General features: G+C 71.9%; 14 protein-coding genes. 5 read left to right on the top strand and 9 right to left on the bottom strand.

The window, feature by feature from the left end; genetic code table 11:
• On the top strand, positions 1 to 408 hold a 408-nt coding region (locus tag IIE03_RS05990), incomplete at its 5' end, for a helix-turn-helix domain-containing protein (RefSeq protein WP_192861815.1).
• 27 nt (positions 409 to 435) lie between these two features.
• On the opposite strand, the gene IIE03_RS05985 is transcribed toward IIE03_RS05990, so the two are convergent.
• Both IIE03_RS05985 and xylA read right to left on the bottom strand, forming a co-directional pair.
• Positions 436 to 1,965 (bottom strand): FGGY family carbohydrate kinase, encoded by a 1,530-nt coding sequence (locus IIE03_RS05985; protein WP_192861814.1) that lies wholly within the window; start codon positions 1,963 to 1,965, stop codon positions 436 to 438.
• 106 nt (positions 1,966 to 2,071) lie between these two features.
• Positions 2,072 to 3,229 carry a xylose isomerase gene (gene xylA / locus IIE03_RS05980; protein ID WP_192861813.1) on the bottom strand — a complete coding sequence of 386 codons (1,158 nt, stop codon included), beginning with the start codon at positions 3,227 to 3,229 and terminating at the stop codon, positions 2,072 to 2,074.
• Positions 3,230 to 3,343: 114 nt separating this feature from the next.
• Between xylA and IIE03_RS05975 the strand changes: the two genes are divergently transcribed.
• From IIE03_RS05975 to IIE03_RS05965, 3 genes are all read left to right on the top strand, one after another.
• Positions 3,344 to 4,699, top strand: a complete 1,356-nt coding sequence (locus IIE03_RS05975) for an ROK family transcriptional regulator (protein ID WP_318842826.1) — start codon at positions 3,344 to 3,346, stop codon at positions 4,697 to 4,699.
• A gap of 399 nt (positions 4,700 to 5,098) precedes the next feature.
• Positions 5,099 to 6,292, top strand: coding sequence for an MFS transporter (locus IIE03_RS05970; RefSeq protein ID WP_192861837.1), 1,194 nt, complete (start codon positions 5,099 to 5,101; stop codon positions 6,290 to 6,292).
• Between the two features lie 102 nt (positions 6,293 to 6,394).
• Entirely contained in the window at positions 6,395 to 7,858 is a 1,464-nt protein-coding gene (locus tag IIE03_RS05965) for a serine hydrolase domain-containing protein (protein WP_192861812.1), read from the top strand.
• A gap of 85 nt (positions 7,859 to 7,943) precedes the next feature.
• Here the strand turns inward: IIE03_RS05965 and IIE03_RS05960 are convergent, their stop codons facing one another.
• From IIE03_RS05960 to IIE03_RS05935, 6 genes are read right to left on the bottom strand one after another with little or no spacing between them, the layout of a single operon-like run.
• Complete coding sequence (locus tag IIE03_RS05960) at positions 7,944 to 8,873, bottom strand: carbohydrate ABC transporter permease (RefSeq protein WP_192861811.1); 930 nt, start codon at positions 8,871 to 8,873, stop codon at positions 7,944 to 7,946.
• A complete protein-coding gene (locus IIE03_RS05955; RefSeq protein ID WP_192861810.1) occupies positions 8,870 to 9,427 on the bottom strand; it encodes a hypothetical protein in 558 nt (185 codons plus the stop codon). Before IIE03_RS05955 ends, IIE03_RS05960 begins: the two co-directional genes overlap by 4 nt.
• Positions 9,402 to 10,715: a glycoside hydrolase family 28 protein gene (locus IIE03_RS05950; RefSeq protein WP_192861809.1), complete on the bottom strand. Its 1,314-nt coding sequence runs from the start codon at positions 10,713 to 10,715 to the stop codon at positions 9,402 to 9,404. Before IIE03_RS05950 ends, IIE03_RS05955 begins: the two co-directional genes overlap by 26 nt.
• A gap of 2 nt (positions 10,716 to 10,717) precedes the next feature.
• On the bottom strand, positions 10,718 to 12,223 hold the full coding sequence (locus tag IIE03_RS05945; RefSeq protein ID WP_192861808.1) for an extracellular solute-binding protein: 1,506 nt from the start codon (positions 12,221 to 12,223) through the stop codon (positions 10,718 to 10,720).
• A complete protein-coding gene (locus tag IIE03_RS05940) occupies positions 12,220 to 12,945 on the bottom strand; it encodes a YesL family protein (RefSeq protein WP_192861807.1) in 726 nt (241 codons plus the stop codon). Before IIE03_RS05940 ends, IIE03_RS05945 begins: the two co-directional genes overlap by 4 nt.
• Positions 12,946 to 12,967: 22 nt before the next feature.
• Entirely contained in the window at positions 12,968 to 13,939 is a 972-nt protein-coding gene (locus IIE03_RS05935) for an ABC transporter permease (protein WP_192861806.1), read from the bottom strand.
• A gap of 333 nt (positions 13,940 to 14,272) precedes the next feature.
• On the opposite strand from IIE03_RS05935, the gene IIE03_RS05930 reads away from it, so the two are divergent.
• A complete protein-coding gene (locus tag IIE03_RS05930) occupies positions 14,273 to 16,066 on the top strand; it encodes a glycoside hydrolase family 43 protein (protein WP_225997311.1) in 1,794 nt (597 codons plus the stop codon).
• A 185-nt stretch (positions 16,067 to 16,251) separates the two neighbouring features.
• On the opposite strand, the gene IIE03_RS05925 is transcribed toward IIE03_RS05930, so the two are convergent.
• Positions 16,252 to 16,647, bottom strand: a complete 396-nt coding sequence (locus IIE03_RS05925; protein WP_318842825.1) for a ribosomal maturation YjgA family protein — start codon at positions 16,645 to 16,647, stop codon at positions 16,252 to 16,254.
• Between the last annotated feature and the right edge of the window lie 4 nt (positions 16,648 to 16,651).

The following is a 16,651-nucleotide window of genomic DNA, read 5'->3' as shown; positions in this document are numbered from 1 at the left end:
GCCGGCGTGCGCCGCATCGGGGCTCCGGCGCCGCAGGCACCGGCCCCCGTCCGCCCGCCGACCGGGGCGATCCCCGTCGCGACCGTCGCGGCCCAGGCCGCGCCCGCCGAACGGCGTCGTCCCGCCGCCCGGGACCACCGACGCACCGAGGTGCGGTCGGCGGCGCCGACCGGACGAACGGAGGATTCCGAACGGCGCGCCGCGGGATCCCGCCGGAACGCCCCGCCCGCCGAGCGGCAGCCGGGCGCGCGACTCGACGAGGTGACGGTGAACCGCATCATCGACCTCTTCGCGCAGGGCGTGACGGTCAAGTCCATCGCGAAGCAGCTCAAGGTGGGCGAGAGCACGGTCCGCAAGCACCTCAAGAACTTCGAGGCCACGGGATCGATCCCGGTGGTCCGCACCTGAGCTCATCTGAGCTCGTGCTGGTTGCCGTCAGGCCAGGTCCCTGACCTTGGCATACTGCTCGCGGATCTCCGGGCGAGGGTCCGCGGGCAGGGTGGCCGAGATCGTCGCCGACCAGTCCGGTGGCGCCAGGGCAGAGGGCGCGCCCGCGTCCGCCGTCGTCGGCGTCGCACCCGCCGCACCGGCCGCCGCGAGGACCCACGCCGCCTGGCGGGCGGCGCCGTCGGCCACGTACTCCCCGGGCTCCGGGACGGCGATCGGCAGGCCGAAGACCTGCGGCGCGATCTCCTGCACGGCCGGCGACTGCGCCGCGCCGCCGATCAGCATGACCCGCTCGACGGGCACGCCCTGCGCCCGCAGCGCGTCGAGGCCGTCCGCGAGCCCGCACAGCATGCCCTCGACGTAGGCGCGCGCGAGGTGCGGGCGGGTCGACGTCGCGAGCCGGATGCCGTGCAGCGTTCCGGTGGCGTCGGGGCGGTTCGGGGTGCGCTCGCCCTCCAGGTAGGGGACGAGGACCAGGCCGTCCGACCCGGCGGGCGCCCGCAACGCGAGTGCGGCGAGCTCGTCGACGTCGACGCCGAGCACCTCGCGGGCGGCGTCGAGCACGCGCGCCGCGTTGAGCGTGACGGCGAGCATCAGAGCGTTGCCGGCGGCGTCGGCGAACCCGTTGATCGCGCCGGACCCGTCGGCGGTTCGACGCGGCGCCACGGCGGAGACCACGCCCGACGTACCGATCGAGATCGCGACGTCGCCCGGCGTCATGCCGACGCCGAGCGCCGCGCCCGCGTTGTCGCCGGCGCCGGGGCCGATGAGGGCGCCGCCGTCGACGTCGACCCCCGCGACGGACGGATGCGCGACGCCGCCGGACTCGGCGGGGCCGAGCACGCGCGGCAGCACGACGTCGTCCCGGCCGAGGGCCATGCGGAGCAGGTCGGGGCGGTACTCCCCGGCGCCGTTCGCCCCCTGGGCGTCGTAGTAGCCCGTGCCGGACGCGTCCGACCGGTCCGTGAACAAGGCGTTCAGGTCCGGGCCGAGGGGCGCGCTCGGGTCGCCCGCGGGGCCGTAGCCGGCGATGCGCCAGGACAGCCAGTCGTGCGGGAGCGCGACGGCGGCGACGCGGGCGGCGTTCTCCGGTTCGGCGTCGCGCAGCCAGCGGAGTTTGGTGACCGTGAGGGACGCGACGAGCACCGAGCCGACGGCATCCGCCCACCGCTGCGAGCCCACGGCGCGATCGCCGTCGCCCAGTTCGGAGATCAGGGCCTCGGCGGCGCCGGCGGAACGGGTGTCGTTCCACAGGAGGGCGTCGCGGATCACTCGCCCCTCGGCGTCGAGCGCGACCATGCCGTGCTGCTGGCCGCCGACGGCGATCGCGGCGACGTCGGCGAGGCCGCCCGCGGCGTCGGCGGCCTGGGTGAACGCGCTCCACCAGTGATCGGGGTGGATCTCGGTCCCGTCGGGGTGCTTGGCGGAGCCGGAGCGGACCAGCTCCCCGGTGGCGGCGTCGCGGACGACGATCTTGCAGGACTGCGTGGAGGTGTCCACGCCGGCGACGAGGGGCATCGGTGCTCCAGGTGGGGATCGTGGGGAGGATGGTGGCGGCCCGGGGCCGACGGCGGTCCGGCCGGTCGGTCGCGCGATGACCGACCAGCCGGCAGCCGGCGCCAGGTCAGCCGATCAGGTGCTGGAGGGCCAGCTGGTGGAGGCGGACCAGGCCGTAGTCGCGCTCGGCCAGGGCGTCGACGTCGTACTGCTCGTCGCTCGCGAGGAACTGCTCGATGGTCTCCCCCTCGGCCAGGGTGGGCTCGCCCAGCTCGAGGATGCCGGCGTGCTCGAACGCGGCCTGGACCTCGGCGTCGGCCCGGTACGCCGCGGCCTTGGCCGCGAGCATGTCGTAGGTGGCCATGTTCGCCTTCGCCGACTCCCACACGCCGTCCAGGTGCTCGGTGCGCGACGGCTTGTAGTCGAAGTGGCGCGGGCCCTCGTACCGCGGGCCGCCGTTCGGGAAGCCGTTCTCCAGCAGGTCCACGGTGAAGAACGCGGACAGCAGATCGCCGTGGCCGAACACCAGGTCCTGGTCGTACTTGGGCCCGTGCTGGCCGTTCAGGTCGATGTGGAACAGCTTGCCGCAGTACAGCGCGAGCGAGAGGCCGTGCGTGTAGTTGAGGCCCGCCATCTGCTCGTGGCCCGTCTCGGGGTTGAGGCCCACGATGTCGCCGTTGTCGAGCGTCTCGATGAGCGCGATCGCGTGGCCGATGGTGGGCAGGAAGATGTCGCCGCGTGGCTCGTTCGGCTTGGGCTCCAAGGCGATCTTGAGATCGTAGCCCTGGGACTTGATGTACGCGGCGACGGTGTCGATGCCCTCCGCGTAGCGGGCATGGGCCGAGACCAGGTCCTTGGAGTTGTCGTACTCGGTGCCCTCGCGGCCGCCCCACATGACGAAGGTGGAGGCGCCCATCTCGGCGGCCAGGTCGACGTTCTTCAGCACCTTGCGCAGCCCGAAGCGCCGGACCTGCCGGTTGTTCGAGGTGAACGCGCCGTCCTTGAAGACCGGGTGGGTGAAGGTGTTGGTGGTGACCATCTCGCAGACCAGGCCGGTCTCCTCGGCGGCCTTCTTCACCGAGTCGATGTGCGACTGCCGGGCCGTCTCGTCGGCGTCGAGCGGGAAGACGTCGTTGTCGTGGAACGTGAAGCCCCACGCGCCGAGGTCGGCGAGCTTGCGGATGGACTCGGCCGGGTCGAGGTCCGGGCGGGTCGCCGTGCCGAACGGGTCGTTGGCAGGCCAGCCGATGGTCCACAGGCCGAAGGAGTACTTGATGTCGCTCACGTGGGTCTCCTCGTCGAGGTCGGCCCGCGCGCGTGACGCTGCGTCGTCGCGACGCCGCGAGCCTATTTGTTGTACGGATGAACTATCCCCCGAGAGCTCGGCTACAGTCAAGGCGTGACCACGACGACGGCAGCTTCCCGGCAGCACACCCTGCGCGAGCGCAACCTCGAGCTCGTGGCGCGCGCCGTCTTCGAGGCACCGGAGCCGCCGTCCCGCGCGGGTGTCGCCGCCGCGACAGGCCTCACCCGCGCGACCGTGTCCACGCTGATCGACCAGCTGATCGGGGCGCGACTGCTGCGCGAGCTGCCCGCGGTCGCCGACGGGCGCGCGGGCCGTCCCGCCGTGCCGCTCGTCCCCGCCAGGCGCTCCCTCCTCGGCCTCGGACTGGAGGTGAACGTCGACTACCTCGGGGCTCGCGCGGTCGACCTCACGGGGGCGGTCGTCGCCGAGCACGTGGCGCCGGGCGCGTTCCACGACAGCGATCCCGCCGAGGTGCTGGGCGAGCTCGGCCGGATCGCACGCGCCGTCATCCGCGACGCGCACGACGGCGGCATGCGGCTCGCCGGCGCCCGCCTCGCCCTGCCCGGGCTCGTGGACGCCCGGGCAGGGATGCTCGACGTCGCCCCCAACCTCGGCTGGTCGTCCGTCGAGCCGGCGCCGCTGCTCGGCCTGGACGGTCTGCCCGTCGAGATCGCCAACGAGGCGAAGCTGGCGGCACTGGCCGAACTCGGCGGAGCGGGGCCGGCCGCCACCGGGGCCTGGCGCGGCCGAGCCGGCCGCGAGGAGACCGGTGTGGCCGACGCCGGAACCGGATTCGGGCGGACCGGCGCCGGAACCGGGCAGGTCGGCGCCGGAACCGGGGTGGCCGGCGCCGGAACCGGGCCCACGCAGGCCGAGGGCACCACCGGAGCCGGAGGCGCCGTCCCGGACTCGTTCCTGTACGTCTCCGGCGATGTCGGGATCGGCGCGGCGATCGTCGTCGGGCGCGAGCTCTTCCTCGGGGAACGCGGCTGGAACGGCGAGGTGGGACACGTCGTCGTCGATCCCGCGGGACCCCGCTGCTCCTGCGGGGCGCACGGCTGCCTCGAACAGTTCGCCGGCAAGGAGGCCCTGGCACGGGCCGCGGGCCTCGCCGCCGACGCCCCGCTCACCGACCTCCTGGCTCTACTGGGCGCCGCGCACTCCGCCGCGCCTACCGCCGTGCGGCGCGCCGGACAGGCGCTGGGGTCGGCACTCGCGGACTTCGTGAACCTGGTCGACGTGCACACCGTCGTCCTCGGCGGGATCTACACCGACCTGCTGCCATGGCTCCGGCCGGAGATCGAGGCGGTCCTGGCCGAGCGGGTGCTCGCGGCCCCCTTCGTCGACCTGGAGGTCCGCGCGGCACGCGCCGGGTCCCAGGCGGCACTCACGGGCGGCGCACGCGAGGTGCTGCGCGGAGTCCTGGCAGACCCGGCGGCCTGGATCTGACCATCCGCCGACCCCGCGGCGGCGTCAACCCCAGGCCGGGACGCGCGTGACGCCCCTCCGGCAGGGGGTCCGAAGGGGCGTCACGATCGGGCCGAAGCCCGATGGGGTATGACGATGCGCACCGCGCAGGGGGCGGGCGATGCGCACCGTCTGCCCAGAAGTCTGCACCTGATCCGGTCGCGCGTCAACACAACTTTGGACGATCGTCCATGTTCCTTCCTAACCTGCGAAAACGCGCCGAGGGGGCGTTGTCACCGCACTGTCCCCACGCCGACGCGCCGGGTCACCATAGGGTTCGGGGGCGGCTCGCGGCCAGGAAAATAACTGCCCGTCACAACGCCTCCCCCATAGGATCACGTCTTCGTGAGCAAGTTCGTCGAGGCCGTCTTCCCAGAACGTATGGGACGGTCGTTCAGGTGGCTGGTCGGTTCTTCGTGGGTGAGCAACATCGGCGACGGGATCGCGATGGCCGCCGGGCCGCTGCTGGTCGCGTCCCAGACCAGTTCACCCTTTCTCGTCGCCCTCGCGGCCCTGCTCAACAAGCTGCCCTGGCTGCTCTTCGGGCTCTGGGCGGGAGCGATCGCGGACCGGGTGAACCGCCGTCGGCTGGTGATCGTGGCCGACGCGCTGCGGGTGCTCGTGATCGTCGCCCTTGGCGTCTTCATCGTCACCGATGTAGTGAATATCACACTTGTCCTGGCCGTCATGCTCGCCCTCGGCATCGCGGAGGTCTTCGCCGACACCACCAGCCAGACGCTCATGCCGATGCTGGTGGACAAGAAGGACCTGGCCATCGGGCACGCGCGGCTGCAGGCGGGATTCCTCACGGCCAACCAGCTCGCCGGGCCGCCCCTCGGCGCCTTCCTGTTCGCCGCGGGCATGGTGTGGCCGTTCCTCGTCCAGGCGGTGATGGTGTCCCTGGCGATCGTGCTGGTCGCGCAGGTCGTGACGCCTCACGGACCACTGCGCGACGACATCACCACGCACATCCGCCAGGACATCGTCGACGGACTGCGCTGGACCTGGCACGCCCCGGCCGTGCGCACCCTGATGCTCACGATCCTCACGTTCAACATCACGTACGCCGCGCCGATGGGCGTCCTCGTGCTCTACGCGACGGAGCACCTGGGGATGAGCAAGCTGGAGTTCGGCCTGCTCACGACCGCAATGGCCGTGGGAGGCCTGCTCAGCACCGGCTTGTTCGACAAGCTCCAGCGACGGTTCCGCTTCGCCACGATCATGCGCGTGGTGCTGAGCTGCGAGGTGCTCTGGCACCTCGTGCTCGCCGTCAACACGACCGAGTGGGGAGCCTTTGCCGCCATGTTCGGGTTCGGCGCCTACTCGTTCGTGTGGGGCGCCATCTCGAACGCCGTCCGGCAGCGCGCCACGCCCATCGAACTGCAGGGGCGCGTGGGTTCGCTCAACATGGTGTCGGTCTTCGGCGGGATCCTGCTCGGCAACGCCCTGGGCGGCGTGATCGCCGAGCAGTGGGGGCTGACGGCCCCGTTCTGGTTCGGCTTCGTGGGCGCGGGGATCACGCTCGCCCTGATCTGGCGGGCCCTGGGCCACATCGCCCACGCGGAGGCGGACTGACCCGAACCGCGGCTCGTCGCCGCTCGCCGACGGCGCGGACGCTGTCCTGAACAGCCCCTCTGTCCAGCCACCTACCGCAGACCACCGGTAGGATCACGGCCGATGGATGTCCAGTCCGATCGGCCGCTGTCGGCCGGCACCGCCGCAGAGGCCATCGACCGACTGGCGCGACGCGCAGCCACCCTCGACATCGCCCTCCACACCGTCGAGGTGAGCGTCGGCGGGGAACTCGTCGCGAGCGCCACCTGTGCGCCGCGCGGTCCGTACGAGCCGCAGCGCATGTACTCGGTGTCGAAGACGGTGACGGGCCTCGCGGTCGGGCTCCTGGCGGCCGACGGCGCGCTCGGCCTCGACGACCCGATCGTCCGGTACTTCCCCGAGATGGCGCCGGTGCACCCGTGGCTCGAGGCCACGACGATCCGGCACATGCTCGCCATGCGCGGCCCGCACCGGTCCACGACGTACAAGCTGACCGCGGGTGCCTGGCTGGAGTCGTACTTCCGCGTGCCGCCCACGCACCCGCCGGGCACGCTGTTCACCTACGACACCTCCGCCGCCTACACGCTCGCGGCACTCGTCGAACGCCTCGCGGGCGTGCCCCTCGCGGACTACCTGCGGCCCCGCCTGTTCGACCCGATCGGGGTGAGCCCGGACCTCAGGTTCCTCCCGGGCCCCGAGGGAGTCTCCCACGGCGGCTCGGGCCTGGTCTGCACGCCACGCGACCTCCTCCGCCTTGCCCACCTCCTGCTCGACGACGGCATGGTGGACGACCGCCGCGACCACCGCGCGCGCACGGGTGGCGATGACCGCGATGCGCACGGCGCCACCCGGCTGATCCCGGCGGACTACCTGCGCGACGCGACCCGCCCGCAAGCCGACACAACCCAGCTGACCTGGGGCGGGACCCTGCGGGGCGGCTACGGCTACCAGATGTGGCTCCCGGACCGTGGCGGCTGGCTGATGTTCGGCCTCGGCGGCCAGATCGTGCACGGCGACCCCGCCCGCGGCCTCGCCGTCGTCGTCACCGCCGACACCCAGGCGTGCACAGGCGGGGACCAGCGCCTGCTCGACGACGTCATGGACCTCCTCGTGGACCCACTCGCCGCCGAGATCGACGCCGGTACGACGCCCGGCGCCCACCACGCCGCCGTCAGACTCGACTGGCCCGCGCCGTGGCACGACGCCTCGACCGTCCCGCCGCCGGGCGGAACCTATCGGAACGTTGCGGAGGGACCCGGACCGGCCGAGATCCGCGCGTCGTTGACGGACGACGGCGGCTACCTGCGCGCGGCGACCCGGGGCGACGACCGTCCCGACTGGAACATCGAGTTCCGCCTCGACCGGGCCGTGTGGACGCGGATCGCCGGCGAGGCCGCCGTCGTCACGGCCGGCCGGCCCGCCCCCGGCACCTTGGACGTCCGCTGCGCGATCCACGGCGAGGACCTGGCCACCTGGCGGATCCGCCTCGCCTGGGCGCCGGACGAGACGCTGGCCGTTCAGGCCCAGGCCTTCTCCGAGACGGCGGATCCGGCCTGGACCTTTTGCGCCGCCTACCGCCCGGTCTGAGGTCCGGGACAGGGGCGCAGAGCCAACACGGACAGGCGATGCGGTCGGCCCCGGTGCTCCCTCCGCGGCTTCCCAGCCGAGGGGTCTATCCCTTGACCGACCCGATCAGTGCCCCCTTCACGAAGAACCGCTGGATGAACGGGTACACGATCAGCATGGGCAGCGTCGCCACGACGATCACCGCCATCTTCACGGACTGCGCCGGCGGCACGACGTCGACCACCGACGCGTCGCCGTTCACGCCGCTGGCGACGATCACCACCTGTCGCAGCAGCACCTGGATGGGCCACTTCGACGAGTCGTTGATGTACAGGATCGCGTGCTGGTAGGTGTTCCAGTAGGCGACGGCGTAGAACAGGCCGATCGTCGCGATCGAGGCCAGCGACAGCGGCAGCACGATCCGCAGGAACACCCCGAGGTCGGAGCACCCGTCGATGCGGGCCGCCTCCTCGAGGCTGTCCGGGATCGCCTGGAAGAAGCTCCGCATGATCACGAAGTTGAACGCGTTGATCGCGACGGGCAGGATCAGCGACCACAGCGAGTCGATCAGGCCCAGGTTCTGCACCACCACGAACGTCGGGATCATGCCGCCGCTGAACAGCATCGTGAAGACGACAAGGAAGTTGATCACCCGCCGCCCGCGGAGGTACCGCTTCGACAGCGCGTACGCCATGAACGACGTGAGCAGCAGGCTCACGAACGTCCCCACCACCGTCACGAACACGGAGACCCCCAGCGCCCGGAAGATCGTGCCGCCCGAGAGGATGTAGCGGTAGGCGTCCAGCGTGAACGTCTCGGGGACGACGACGAAGGGCTTGGTCGCCAGCTCGCCCGGCGTCGCGAACGAACTGCCGAGCACGTTGAGGAACGGCAGCAGGCACAGCAGGGCGAACCCGGTGAGAACGACGCCGTTGACCACCCGGAAGATCCGCAGCGACGCCGAGGGGCGCCGGAATCCGCTGGTGCGGACCGGCCGGTGGAGGCGCACCGTGGGCGCCGGATCGGTCGCGGTCATCTGGGGCTCCTCGTCTCGGGTCGTCGGTCGGTGTCGCGCAGCGCGAACAGGCCCGCGCCGACGAAGAACAGGAAGGCGACCGGGTACAGGATCAGCTGGCTTCCCACGAGGCAGACCAGGCCGGCGGCCGCGAGGAGCCAGCCGGTCGCCCGGCGCTCCGGCGAGCGCTGGGCCGCGTAGACCCCCGCGGACCCGAGCGCGAGGACGCCCATCAGGGTGAACCCGAACCAGGCGGCGAGCGTCCGGGCGACGGTGTACGGATCGCCGGCGGTGCTCAGGTCGATCCCGGCAGCGGCCATCTCGGGATGCAGCGAGTCGCGGAAGACGTCCTCGCCGATCTGGTTCATCACGACAGAGAACCCGCCGAGGAACAACCCCGACAGCACCATCCCCGCCACGGCCGACCCCACCTCGACGGTCCGCCGCGGCGGAAGGACGCCCGCCGTGGACACCGCCTCGGCGCAACCGGCCGGCTCGCCCCGCCGAGGCAGCGCGTCCCGCCCGGAACGTGCTGCGTCGGCGGGCGCGTCAGCCGTCGTCGTCGGCCTTGCCATCGATCCTCACCTCCGAGAGGCGCAGCGTAGGGCTGTGCTCCGCGACGACGCCCGGCCCGTCGCACCCGTCCACGCGGACGCGGCGGACGTCCGAGTCCGCGACGTACCCGAAGTGGAAGCCACGGCGCGTCATGAGCTCCACGCCGTCGGCCATCGCCGGGTAGCCGGCCACCGGGTCGTCGGCGAACGAGACCACGACGTCGTCGAGCGTCAGCTCGGTGACCGGCTGCTCCGGCAGTCCGTACACGTGCGCGGCCGCCGCGTGCACGCCGCGGGCGCTGACGTGCGCGACGTGGATACGGCGGAAGAGCGGCGTGGTGTCGTCGACGGGGTGCGGGGTCCGGTCGGCGACGTGCGGCTCGTCGCCGCCGGGGCCGCAGAAGTAGAACGGGTTGATCACCAGGGGGCACATGACGTCACTCATGACGACGTTGCTCACGCGGACGTCCTCGACCACGCCGCCGCGCCCACGCCGCGCCTTGATCCGGATCCCGCGGTCGGTGCCCTGGAAGACGCAGCCGGTGATGACGACGTTCCGCACGCCGCCGCTCATCTCGCTGCCGATCACCACGCCGCCGTGGCCGTGCACCATCGTGCAGCCGGTGACGGTGATGTTCTCGCACGGCACGCGGCGCGGCGAACGCTCGGTGCCGGACTTGATCGTCACGCAGTCGTCGCCGACGTCGATGTGGCAATCGCTGATCCGCACGTTGCGGCACGACTCCGGGTTGATCCCGTCGGTGTTCGGCGAATCCGCGGGGTTCGTGATGCGCACCCCGGAGATCGCGACGTCCTCGCACAGCAGCGGATGCACCGTCCACGAGGGCGAGTCGCGCAGTGTGACGTCGCGGATGGTCACCCGCTCGCACTCGTGCAGCCCGATCAGGGTGGGCCGCGGGTGATCGAGGTCGCCGGGCGAGTTCCGGAACGTGTCCCACCACGGCACTCCCCCGCCGTCGATGGTGCCGAGGCCGGTGATCGCGACGTCGGTGGCGCCGTGCGCGTACAGGCACGGCGAGTGCACGACGGCGGGTGCCCCCTCCCAGCGGGCCTCGACCGGTGGGTAGAGGGCCCGGTCGGGGACGAACTCGAGCCGCGCGCCCGCCTCGAGCCGCAGCTCGACGTGGCTGCGCAGGCGCAGGGCGCCGGTGCGGTGCACGCCCGCCCCGACGGTCACGGTGCCGCCGCCCTCCCGGGCGGCGGCGTCGATGGCGGCCTGGAGAACGGCCGTCCGCAGCGTTCCGCCGACGTGTCCGCCGGTGGAGCGCACCGCGTCCACGATCACCATGATCAGCCGTTCACCTCGGCGTACGACGCCGAGAACTCCTCGACGATCTGGTCGAGACCCTGCCCCCGGAGCTTCTCGATGGTCGCCTCGTAGTCCGCCATCTCGATCTGCCCGGTGATGTACTGGTTGTAGGCGTCGTTGAGCTGCTGCTCGATCGTGGACCACTGCCGGTCGAACGTCTCGGAGGTCAGCGACTGCGCCGGGTTGACGACCATGTACTCGGTGTTCTCGGCCATGAGCTCGTTGCCGAGGTTCACGTACTCGTCCGAGCTCTGGAACGTCGTCACCAGCTCCGACGGGCGGGACGAGCTGAAGGGCTGCACCTCCTGCTCCCAGGCGGTCTGGTCGGTGATGGTTACGACGCCGTCCTCGTCGACCTCGAAGTGCTCGCCCTCCACGCCGTTCGTCATGAGCTCGAACGCCTCGGGGTCCATGAGCTTGTCGACGAAGCCGAGCACGGCCCGCAGTTCGTCCTCCGTCTCGACCTCCGTCGTGGGGATCGCGAGCCAGCCGCCCATGCCGCCGTTCGTGTCGGAGAGGATGCGGCGCTCGACGCCGTCGTACGTGATGTCGTTGATCAGGGCCCACTCCATCGGGGTGTCCGGATCCGCGCTCTGCGCCAGCGCGTTGTAGTTCTTCGCCTCGAACAGGCCGGTGACGACGATGCCGCCCTTGCCCTGGGCGATGCCGTCCTGCTGGTTCTGCTTCTGGACGGTGACGAACTCCTGGTTCACCCAGCCGTTCTCGTACACGTCCCGGTACCACTCCATCGCCTCCTTGAAGGCGTCGGTGGTGGCGGCCGGGACGACCTGCCCGTCGTCGGTCACCTCGAACTTCTGGCCGGCGCCGAAGTAGCCCGCGAGCGAGCGGAAGCCGACGAGGAAGCTCTCCTCGCGGTCGTAGAAGCCGACGGTGTCGTCCTTGCCGTTGCCGTCCGGGTCGTCCTCCGTGAACGCGCGGGCGACCGCCGTGAGCTCCTCGATCGTGTGCGGCACCTCGAGGCCGAGGTTGTCCAGCCAGTCCTGTCGCACGACGACGCCGTACCGGGCGGCGGGCTTCTGGTACGGGACGCCGTACAGCCCGCCGTCGATGCGGGCCGCGTCCAGGGTCGCGTCGGGGATCTCGGCGAGGTTCGGGAACTCGTCGAGATAGTCCTCGACGTCCCAGAACATGCCCGAGGTCAGCGCCGACCGCACCTGGGTGTCGTCGATGACGGTCAGCGACACGAGATCGGCCAGCTCACCGGAGGCGAGCGCCGCGTTGAGCTTCTCCTCCTTCGACGCGTCGGGCACCCACTGGAACTCGACGTCCATCCCGGTGTGCTCCTCCAGGGCCGTCTCGATCACGCCGCCCTTCTCGGGCGTCGTCGGCGTGTGGAGCATGGTCATCCAGGTGAGGCTGTTCTTCTCGCCGCCGTCGCCGCCGTCGGACGAGGTGCCGCACGCCGTGGTGGTGAGCGCCAGCGCCGTCGCTGCCGCCACCGCGGTTCCGATCCTGGCCTTCTTCATGGGGCCGTTCCTTCCGTGAGGTGAGGTCTTGCGGTTCGAGGGGTCGAGGGAGGAGGGCTTGAGGTTCGAGGGGGCGGGGCCGAAGCGCGGGAGGCCGGGGCGCGAGGCGCGGACAGGGCCCGGTCGTCGGTCAGGCCCCGGAAGATCCCCCGGGTGACGAGCCCGGTCGCGAACGCCGGGATGCCGACGCCGAACATGACCAGCAGCGGCAGCGCGAACTGCCACAGCAGCCAGCAGGCCAGGCCGACGGCGGTGGCGCCGAGGATCGTCCGGTGCAGGGAGCCGAACCCGATCAGCAGCGCCCCGGCGAGCTGCCGCGGGATCGTGGGCAGGTCCGTCGCCACCATCACCGGGTACACGTACGACGCCGCGACCCCGAGCACCGCGAGCGCGCCGACGTTGGCGGCCTGCACGTACCAGCTCGTCGCGAGGAACACGTTGGTGACGACGACGCCGCCGGCCGCCAGGAGGATCCAGGCCACGAGCGTCGCGTGCCAGGGCCGTTCGCGGGCGTACCGCCAGAAGGTCCTGGCCGGGGGCGGCGTCTCGCCGGCGCGTAGCCACCGGTCCAGGTACTTGGCCAGCGCGTACGACGCCGGGCCGATGCCGCCGACACCGAGGCCGAGCACCGTCGTCGTCAGCCACAGCAGGTTGAGGTACGCGACCCGGTAGACGCCGACGAGGAAGGTGTTGATCCGGACGAAGCCTTCGAACGAGAACATGCGCATCGCCTCCGCGGCCGACCTAGTAGACGCCTTCTTCGCCGAACCGCTTGGCGAGGCGGTTCGCCATGACGACCAGCAGCAGCCCGACCAGCCCCTTGAAGAGGCCGACGGCGGCCGCGTAGCTGAGCTGCCCGTTCTGGATACCGGCGGTGTACACGTAGGTGTCGAAGATCTCGCCCACCTCGCGGTTCAGGGAGTTCATGACCAGGAACATGTGCTCGAAGCCGAGTTCCAGGAAGTCGCCGATGGCCAGGATGAACATGACGATGATGGTCGGGCGGATGGCGGGCAGCGTGACGTGCCAGGTCTGCTGCAGCCGGTTCGCGCCGTCGAGCTCGGCGGCCTCGTAGAGCTGGACGTCGACGGCGGTCATGGCGGCGAGGTAGACGATGGTTCCCCAGCCGGCGCCCTTCCAGATCTCCTGACCGACGTAGAGCGGGCGCAGCCAGTCCGGGTCGGTGAGGAACGGGACCGGCTCGCCCCCCGCGGCCACGATGACGTTGTTGACGGAGCCGCCGTCGGTCGACAGCAGCACGTAGAAGATCGAGGCGACGATGACCCACGACATGAAGTGCGGCAGGTAGATCACCGACTGGACGGTGCGCCGGAAGGCGCGCGTGCGCACCTCGTTGAGCAGCAGCGCCAGGATGATCGGCACCGGGAACGCGAAGACGAGCAGCAGCAGGGAGACGACGACGGTGTTGCGCAGCAGCAGGAGGAACGTGTCCTCGGTGAACAGCCGCACGAAGTGGTCGAAGCCGACCCACGGGCTGCCGCCGATGCCGAGGAACGGCATGTAGTCCTGGAAGGCGATGACGAGGCCGCCCATGGGGGCGTACTTGAAGACGAGGAAGTAGAGGATGCCCGGGACGGCCATCAGGTAGAGGGTGCGGTGCCGCAGGAGTGACGACCGGCGTCGTCCGCGGCGGGGAGCGGACGGGACAGCGGGGCGCTCCGGAGCCGCCGGTGCCGTCGTGGTGGCGGAGCTCATCGCACCGCCCGCCCCGGGTTCTTCGCGACCGCCATCGGCATACGCCCCCTCCTGCTCGCCGTCGAGCTGACCACCGGCAAACGCTCCCGGACGGGAGCGAGCAACCGGTTTCCCGGGAACGTACCGGACATCGGTTAAACGTTGCAAGGGGGAAATGAGAAGTACTGGAAAGCGCTTGCTACGGTTGGCCCTGTGTTCGGGGTCGCTGTGCCCCGGATGTGGTCGGCCCGATGTCGAGCGGTCGGCCCGATGTCCGTGCGGTCGGCCCCTCCGGGGACCGATCGCAACGACATCCGACCGACCGCATCAGCGACGACGCGACGAAAGGCCACCATGGCGACCTACACGAACCCGGTGCTCGACGCCGACTGGCCCGACCCGGACGCGATCCGCGTCGGCGACGACTTCTGGATGGTCGCCTCGAGCTTCAACCGCGCCCCGGGGCTCCCGATCCTGCACTCGCGCGACCTCGTGGCGTGGGTGCACGTCGCCAACGCGCTGCCGGCCGTGCCCCCGCGGGAGCACTACGCCCTCCCCCGGCACGGCTCCGGCGTCTGGGCGCCGAGCCTGCGGCATCACGAGGGGACCTTCGTCATCGTGTACCCCGATCCCGATCACGGGATCTTCGTGCTCACCGCCGCCGACCCGCGCGGTCCCTGGTCCGAACCGTGGTGCCTCCTGCCGGGCCGTGGCCTGATCGACCCCTGCCCGCTGTGGGACGACGACGGCCGCGCGTACCTCGTGCACGGATGGGCCGGCAGCCGGGCAGGGGTCAAGAACCTCCTCACGGTCGTCGAGGTGGACCCGGAACTGCGGCGGGTCGTGGGGCCTGCCCGGACGGTGATCGACGGCGACGAACTGCCCGGGTTCGGCACGCTGGAGGGCCCCAAGCTCGACAAGCGTGATGGCTGGTACTGGATCTTCGCTCCGGCCGGCGGCGTCTCCACCGGCTGGCAGACCGTGTTCCGGTCCAGGTCGATCTGGGGACCGTACGAACACCGTGTCGTGCTCGAGCAGGGCGGGACGCCAGTCAACGGGCCCCACCAGGGCGCATGGGTCGACACGGCGGACGGAGCCCACTGGTTCCTCCACTTCCAGGACCGCGGACCGTTCGGGCGGGTGGTGCACCTCCAGCCGATGACCTGGGACGACGCCGACGGCTGGCCGCGGATGGGTGAGCCGCTGCCGGAGGAGGCAATGGGCGCCCGGGGCGGAAGCCCGGCCGGTCCGGCGGGCGGACGCGGGCGCCCGGTGCTCGAGCATCCCGTGCCACTTCCCCAGCTCGGTGGCGAGCAGCGGGAGCCGGCTCGCAGCGACGACTTCTCCGTCCCGGGACTCACGTCGCGGTGGCACTGGCAGGCCAATCCCGAGCCGACATGGTGCTCGGCGCCCGGCGACGGTTCGATCCATCTGCCCGCGCAGGCCGCTCCCCGCGGCAATCTGCGCGAACAGGGGGCGATCCTGTGCCAGCAGCTCCCGGGCCGCGCGAGCACGTGGACCACGCGCGTCACCCTGCACGGCGACGCGCCCGGCGCCCGCGCAGGGCTCGTGGTGCTTGGTCGCGAGTACGCCTGGATCGGACTCGTCCGCACGCCCGCCGGCTTCGACGTGGCATATGCGCGGAGCGTTCCGGGTGCCCGCGAGGACACGCTCGCACGCACCCTGGCCCCGGCCGCGACGCTCGACCTGCGGATCGCCGTCGACGACACCGGGACGGTCAGGTTCTCGTGGCGCGCGGTGGGTGGCGACGGGGCCGGCGACGACAAAGCCGGCGACGACGAAACTGGCGGCGATGAGACCCGCAGCCACCACGGGGCTCCCGGGCACGACGAGATCGGCCGCGATGACACGACACGCGGCGACGGCACGGCCGGCGCGGACGACACGACGGACGGTGGCCCTCGCGACCGCGCGCCGGCCGGTCGGGACGGCACCGCAAGCACTGGCCCTGCCGACACGGGCGGGCCGTGGCACGAGTTCTCCCCTGCCTGGGCCGCCGTCCCCGGCGGCTGGATCGGCGCCGAGGTGGGCCTGTTCGCGAACGCGCCGCTCGGCGTGTCCCTCGCGGAGGGCGACGGGGCGACGTTCGGCCCGGTCGGCGTCGTCGTCGCCGACAGAAGGGCCTGACGGCACCCAGGTCGCACGCTCCTACAGCATTCGGCGCGCCTGACGGGACGGCGGCGGCCGGCCAGGCCCGGCGACGAGCCCGCGCAGGGCCGCCGCCCGCCCGCGACACAGGGCCGGCGCCCATCCGCGACCCACAGGCCCCGCCCATCCGCGACACAAGGCCGCCACTCGGGGACAGCCGGGGTTCAGGCCGCGTCCTCCGCGACGGCACGCCGCCCACCGATCCGGCACAGGACACCACCAAGTGCGGCTCCGGCGGCGTAGCGCAGCAGGTCGGGCGCCCAGAAGGTGGTTCCGAGCACTATCCGGGCCAGGGGGAACCGCTCCGCGACGGCGACCGGTATGCCGGTGAGCTGGAACAGCTCGATCGCGAGGCAGACGGCGAAACCGGCGAGGGCAGCCGCGACCGGGGAGGTGCGCGGCCGTACCAGCACGACCAGCAGCACGACCAGCGTCGCATAGAGCGCATCGCCGACCGGACCGCCCACGACGCCTGGCAGTGCGGCCCGGGCCCCGAGCCCGGCGAGAACGACGACGACGGCGATCAGGACGGACGTCGAGCGCGGCATGGTGGCCCTCACGCGG

The organism is Myceligenerans pegani, assembly GCF_014892515.1.
GTDB lineage: Bacteria > Actinomycetota > Actinomycetes > Actinomycetales > Cellulomonadaceae > Myceligenerans > Myceligenerans pegani.
The sequence above is the reverse complement of the archived record's forward strand: the minus strand, read 5'-3'. Positions and strand labels throughout refer to the sequence as shown.

Bases quoted from the DNA above. Each gene is read 5' to 3' on its own strand.
- IIE03_RS05985 (WP_192861814.1), bottom strand. From the start codon at position 1,965: ATGCCCCTCGTCGCCGGCGTGGACACCTCCACGCAGTCCTGCAAGATC.
- IIE03_RS05970 (WP_192861837.1), top strand. From the start codon at position 5,099: ATGGGACGGTCGTTCAGGTGGCTGGTCGGTTCTTCGTGGGTGAGCAAC.
- IIE03_RS05965 (WP_192861812.1), top strand. From the start codon at position 6,395: ATGGATGTCCAGTCCGATCGGCCGCTGTCGGCCGGCACCGCCGCAGAG.
- IIE03_RS05960 (WP_192861811.1), bottom strand. From the start codon at position 8,873: ATGACCGCGACCGATCCGGCGCCCACGGTGCGCCTCCACCGGCCGGTC.
- IIE03_RS05955 (WP_192861810.1), bottom strand. From the start codon at position 9,427: ATGGCAAGGCCGACGACGACGGCTGACGCGCCCGCCGACGCAGCACGT.
- IIE03_RS05950 (WP_192861809.1), bottom strand. From the start codon at position 10,715: ATGGTGATCGTGGACGCGGTGCGCTCCACCGGCGGACACGTCGGCGGA.
- IIE03_RS05945 (WP_192861808.1), bottom strand. From the start codon at position 12,223: ATGAAGAAGGCCAGGATCGGAACCGCGGTGGCGGCAGCGACGGCGCTG.
- IIE03_RS05940 (WP_192861807.1), bottom strand. From the start codon at position 12,945: ATGTTCTCGTTCGAAGGCTTCGTCCGGATCAACACCTTCCTCGTCGGC.
- IIE03_RS05935 (WP_192861806.1), bottom strand. From the start codon at position 13,939: ATGAGCTCCGCCACCACGACGGCACCGGCGGCTCCGGAGCGCCCCGCT.
- IIE03_RS05930 (WP_225997311.1), top strand. From the start codon at position 14,273: ATGGCGACCTACACGAACCCGGTGCTCGACGCCGACTGGCCCGACCCG.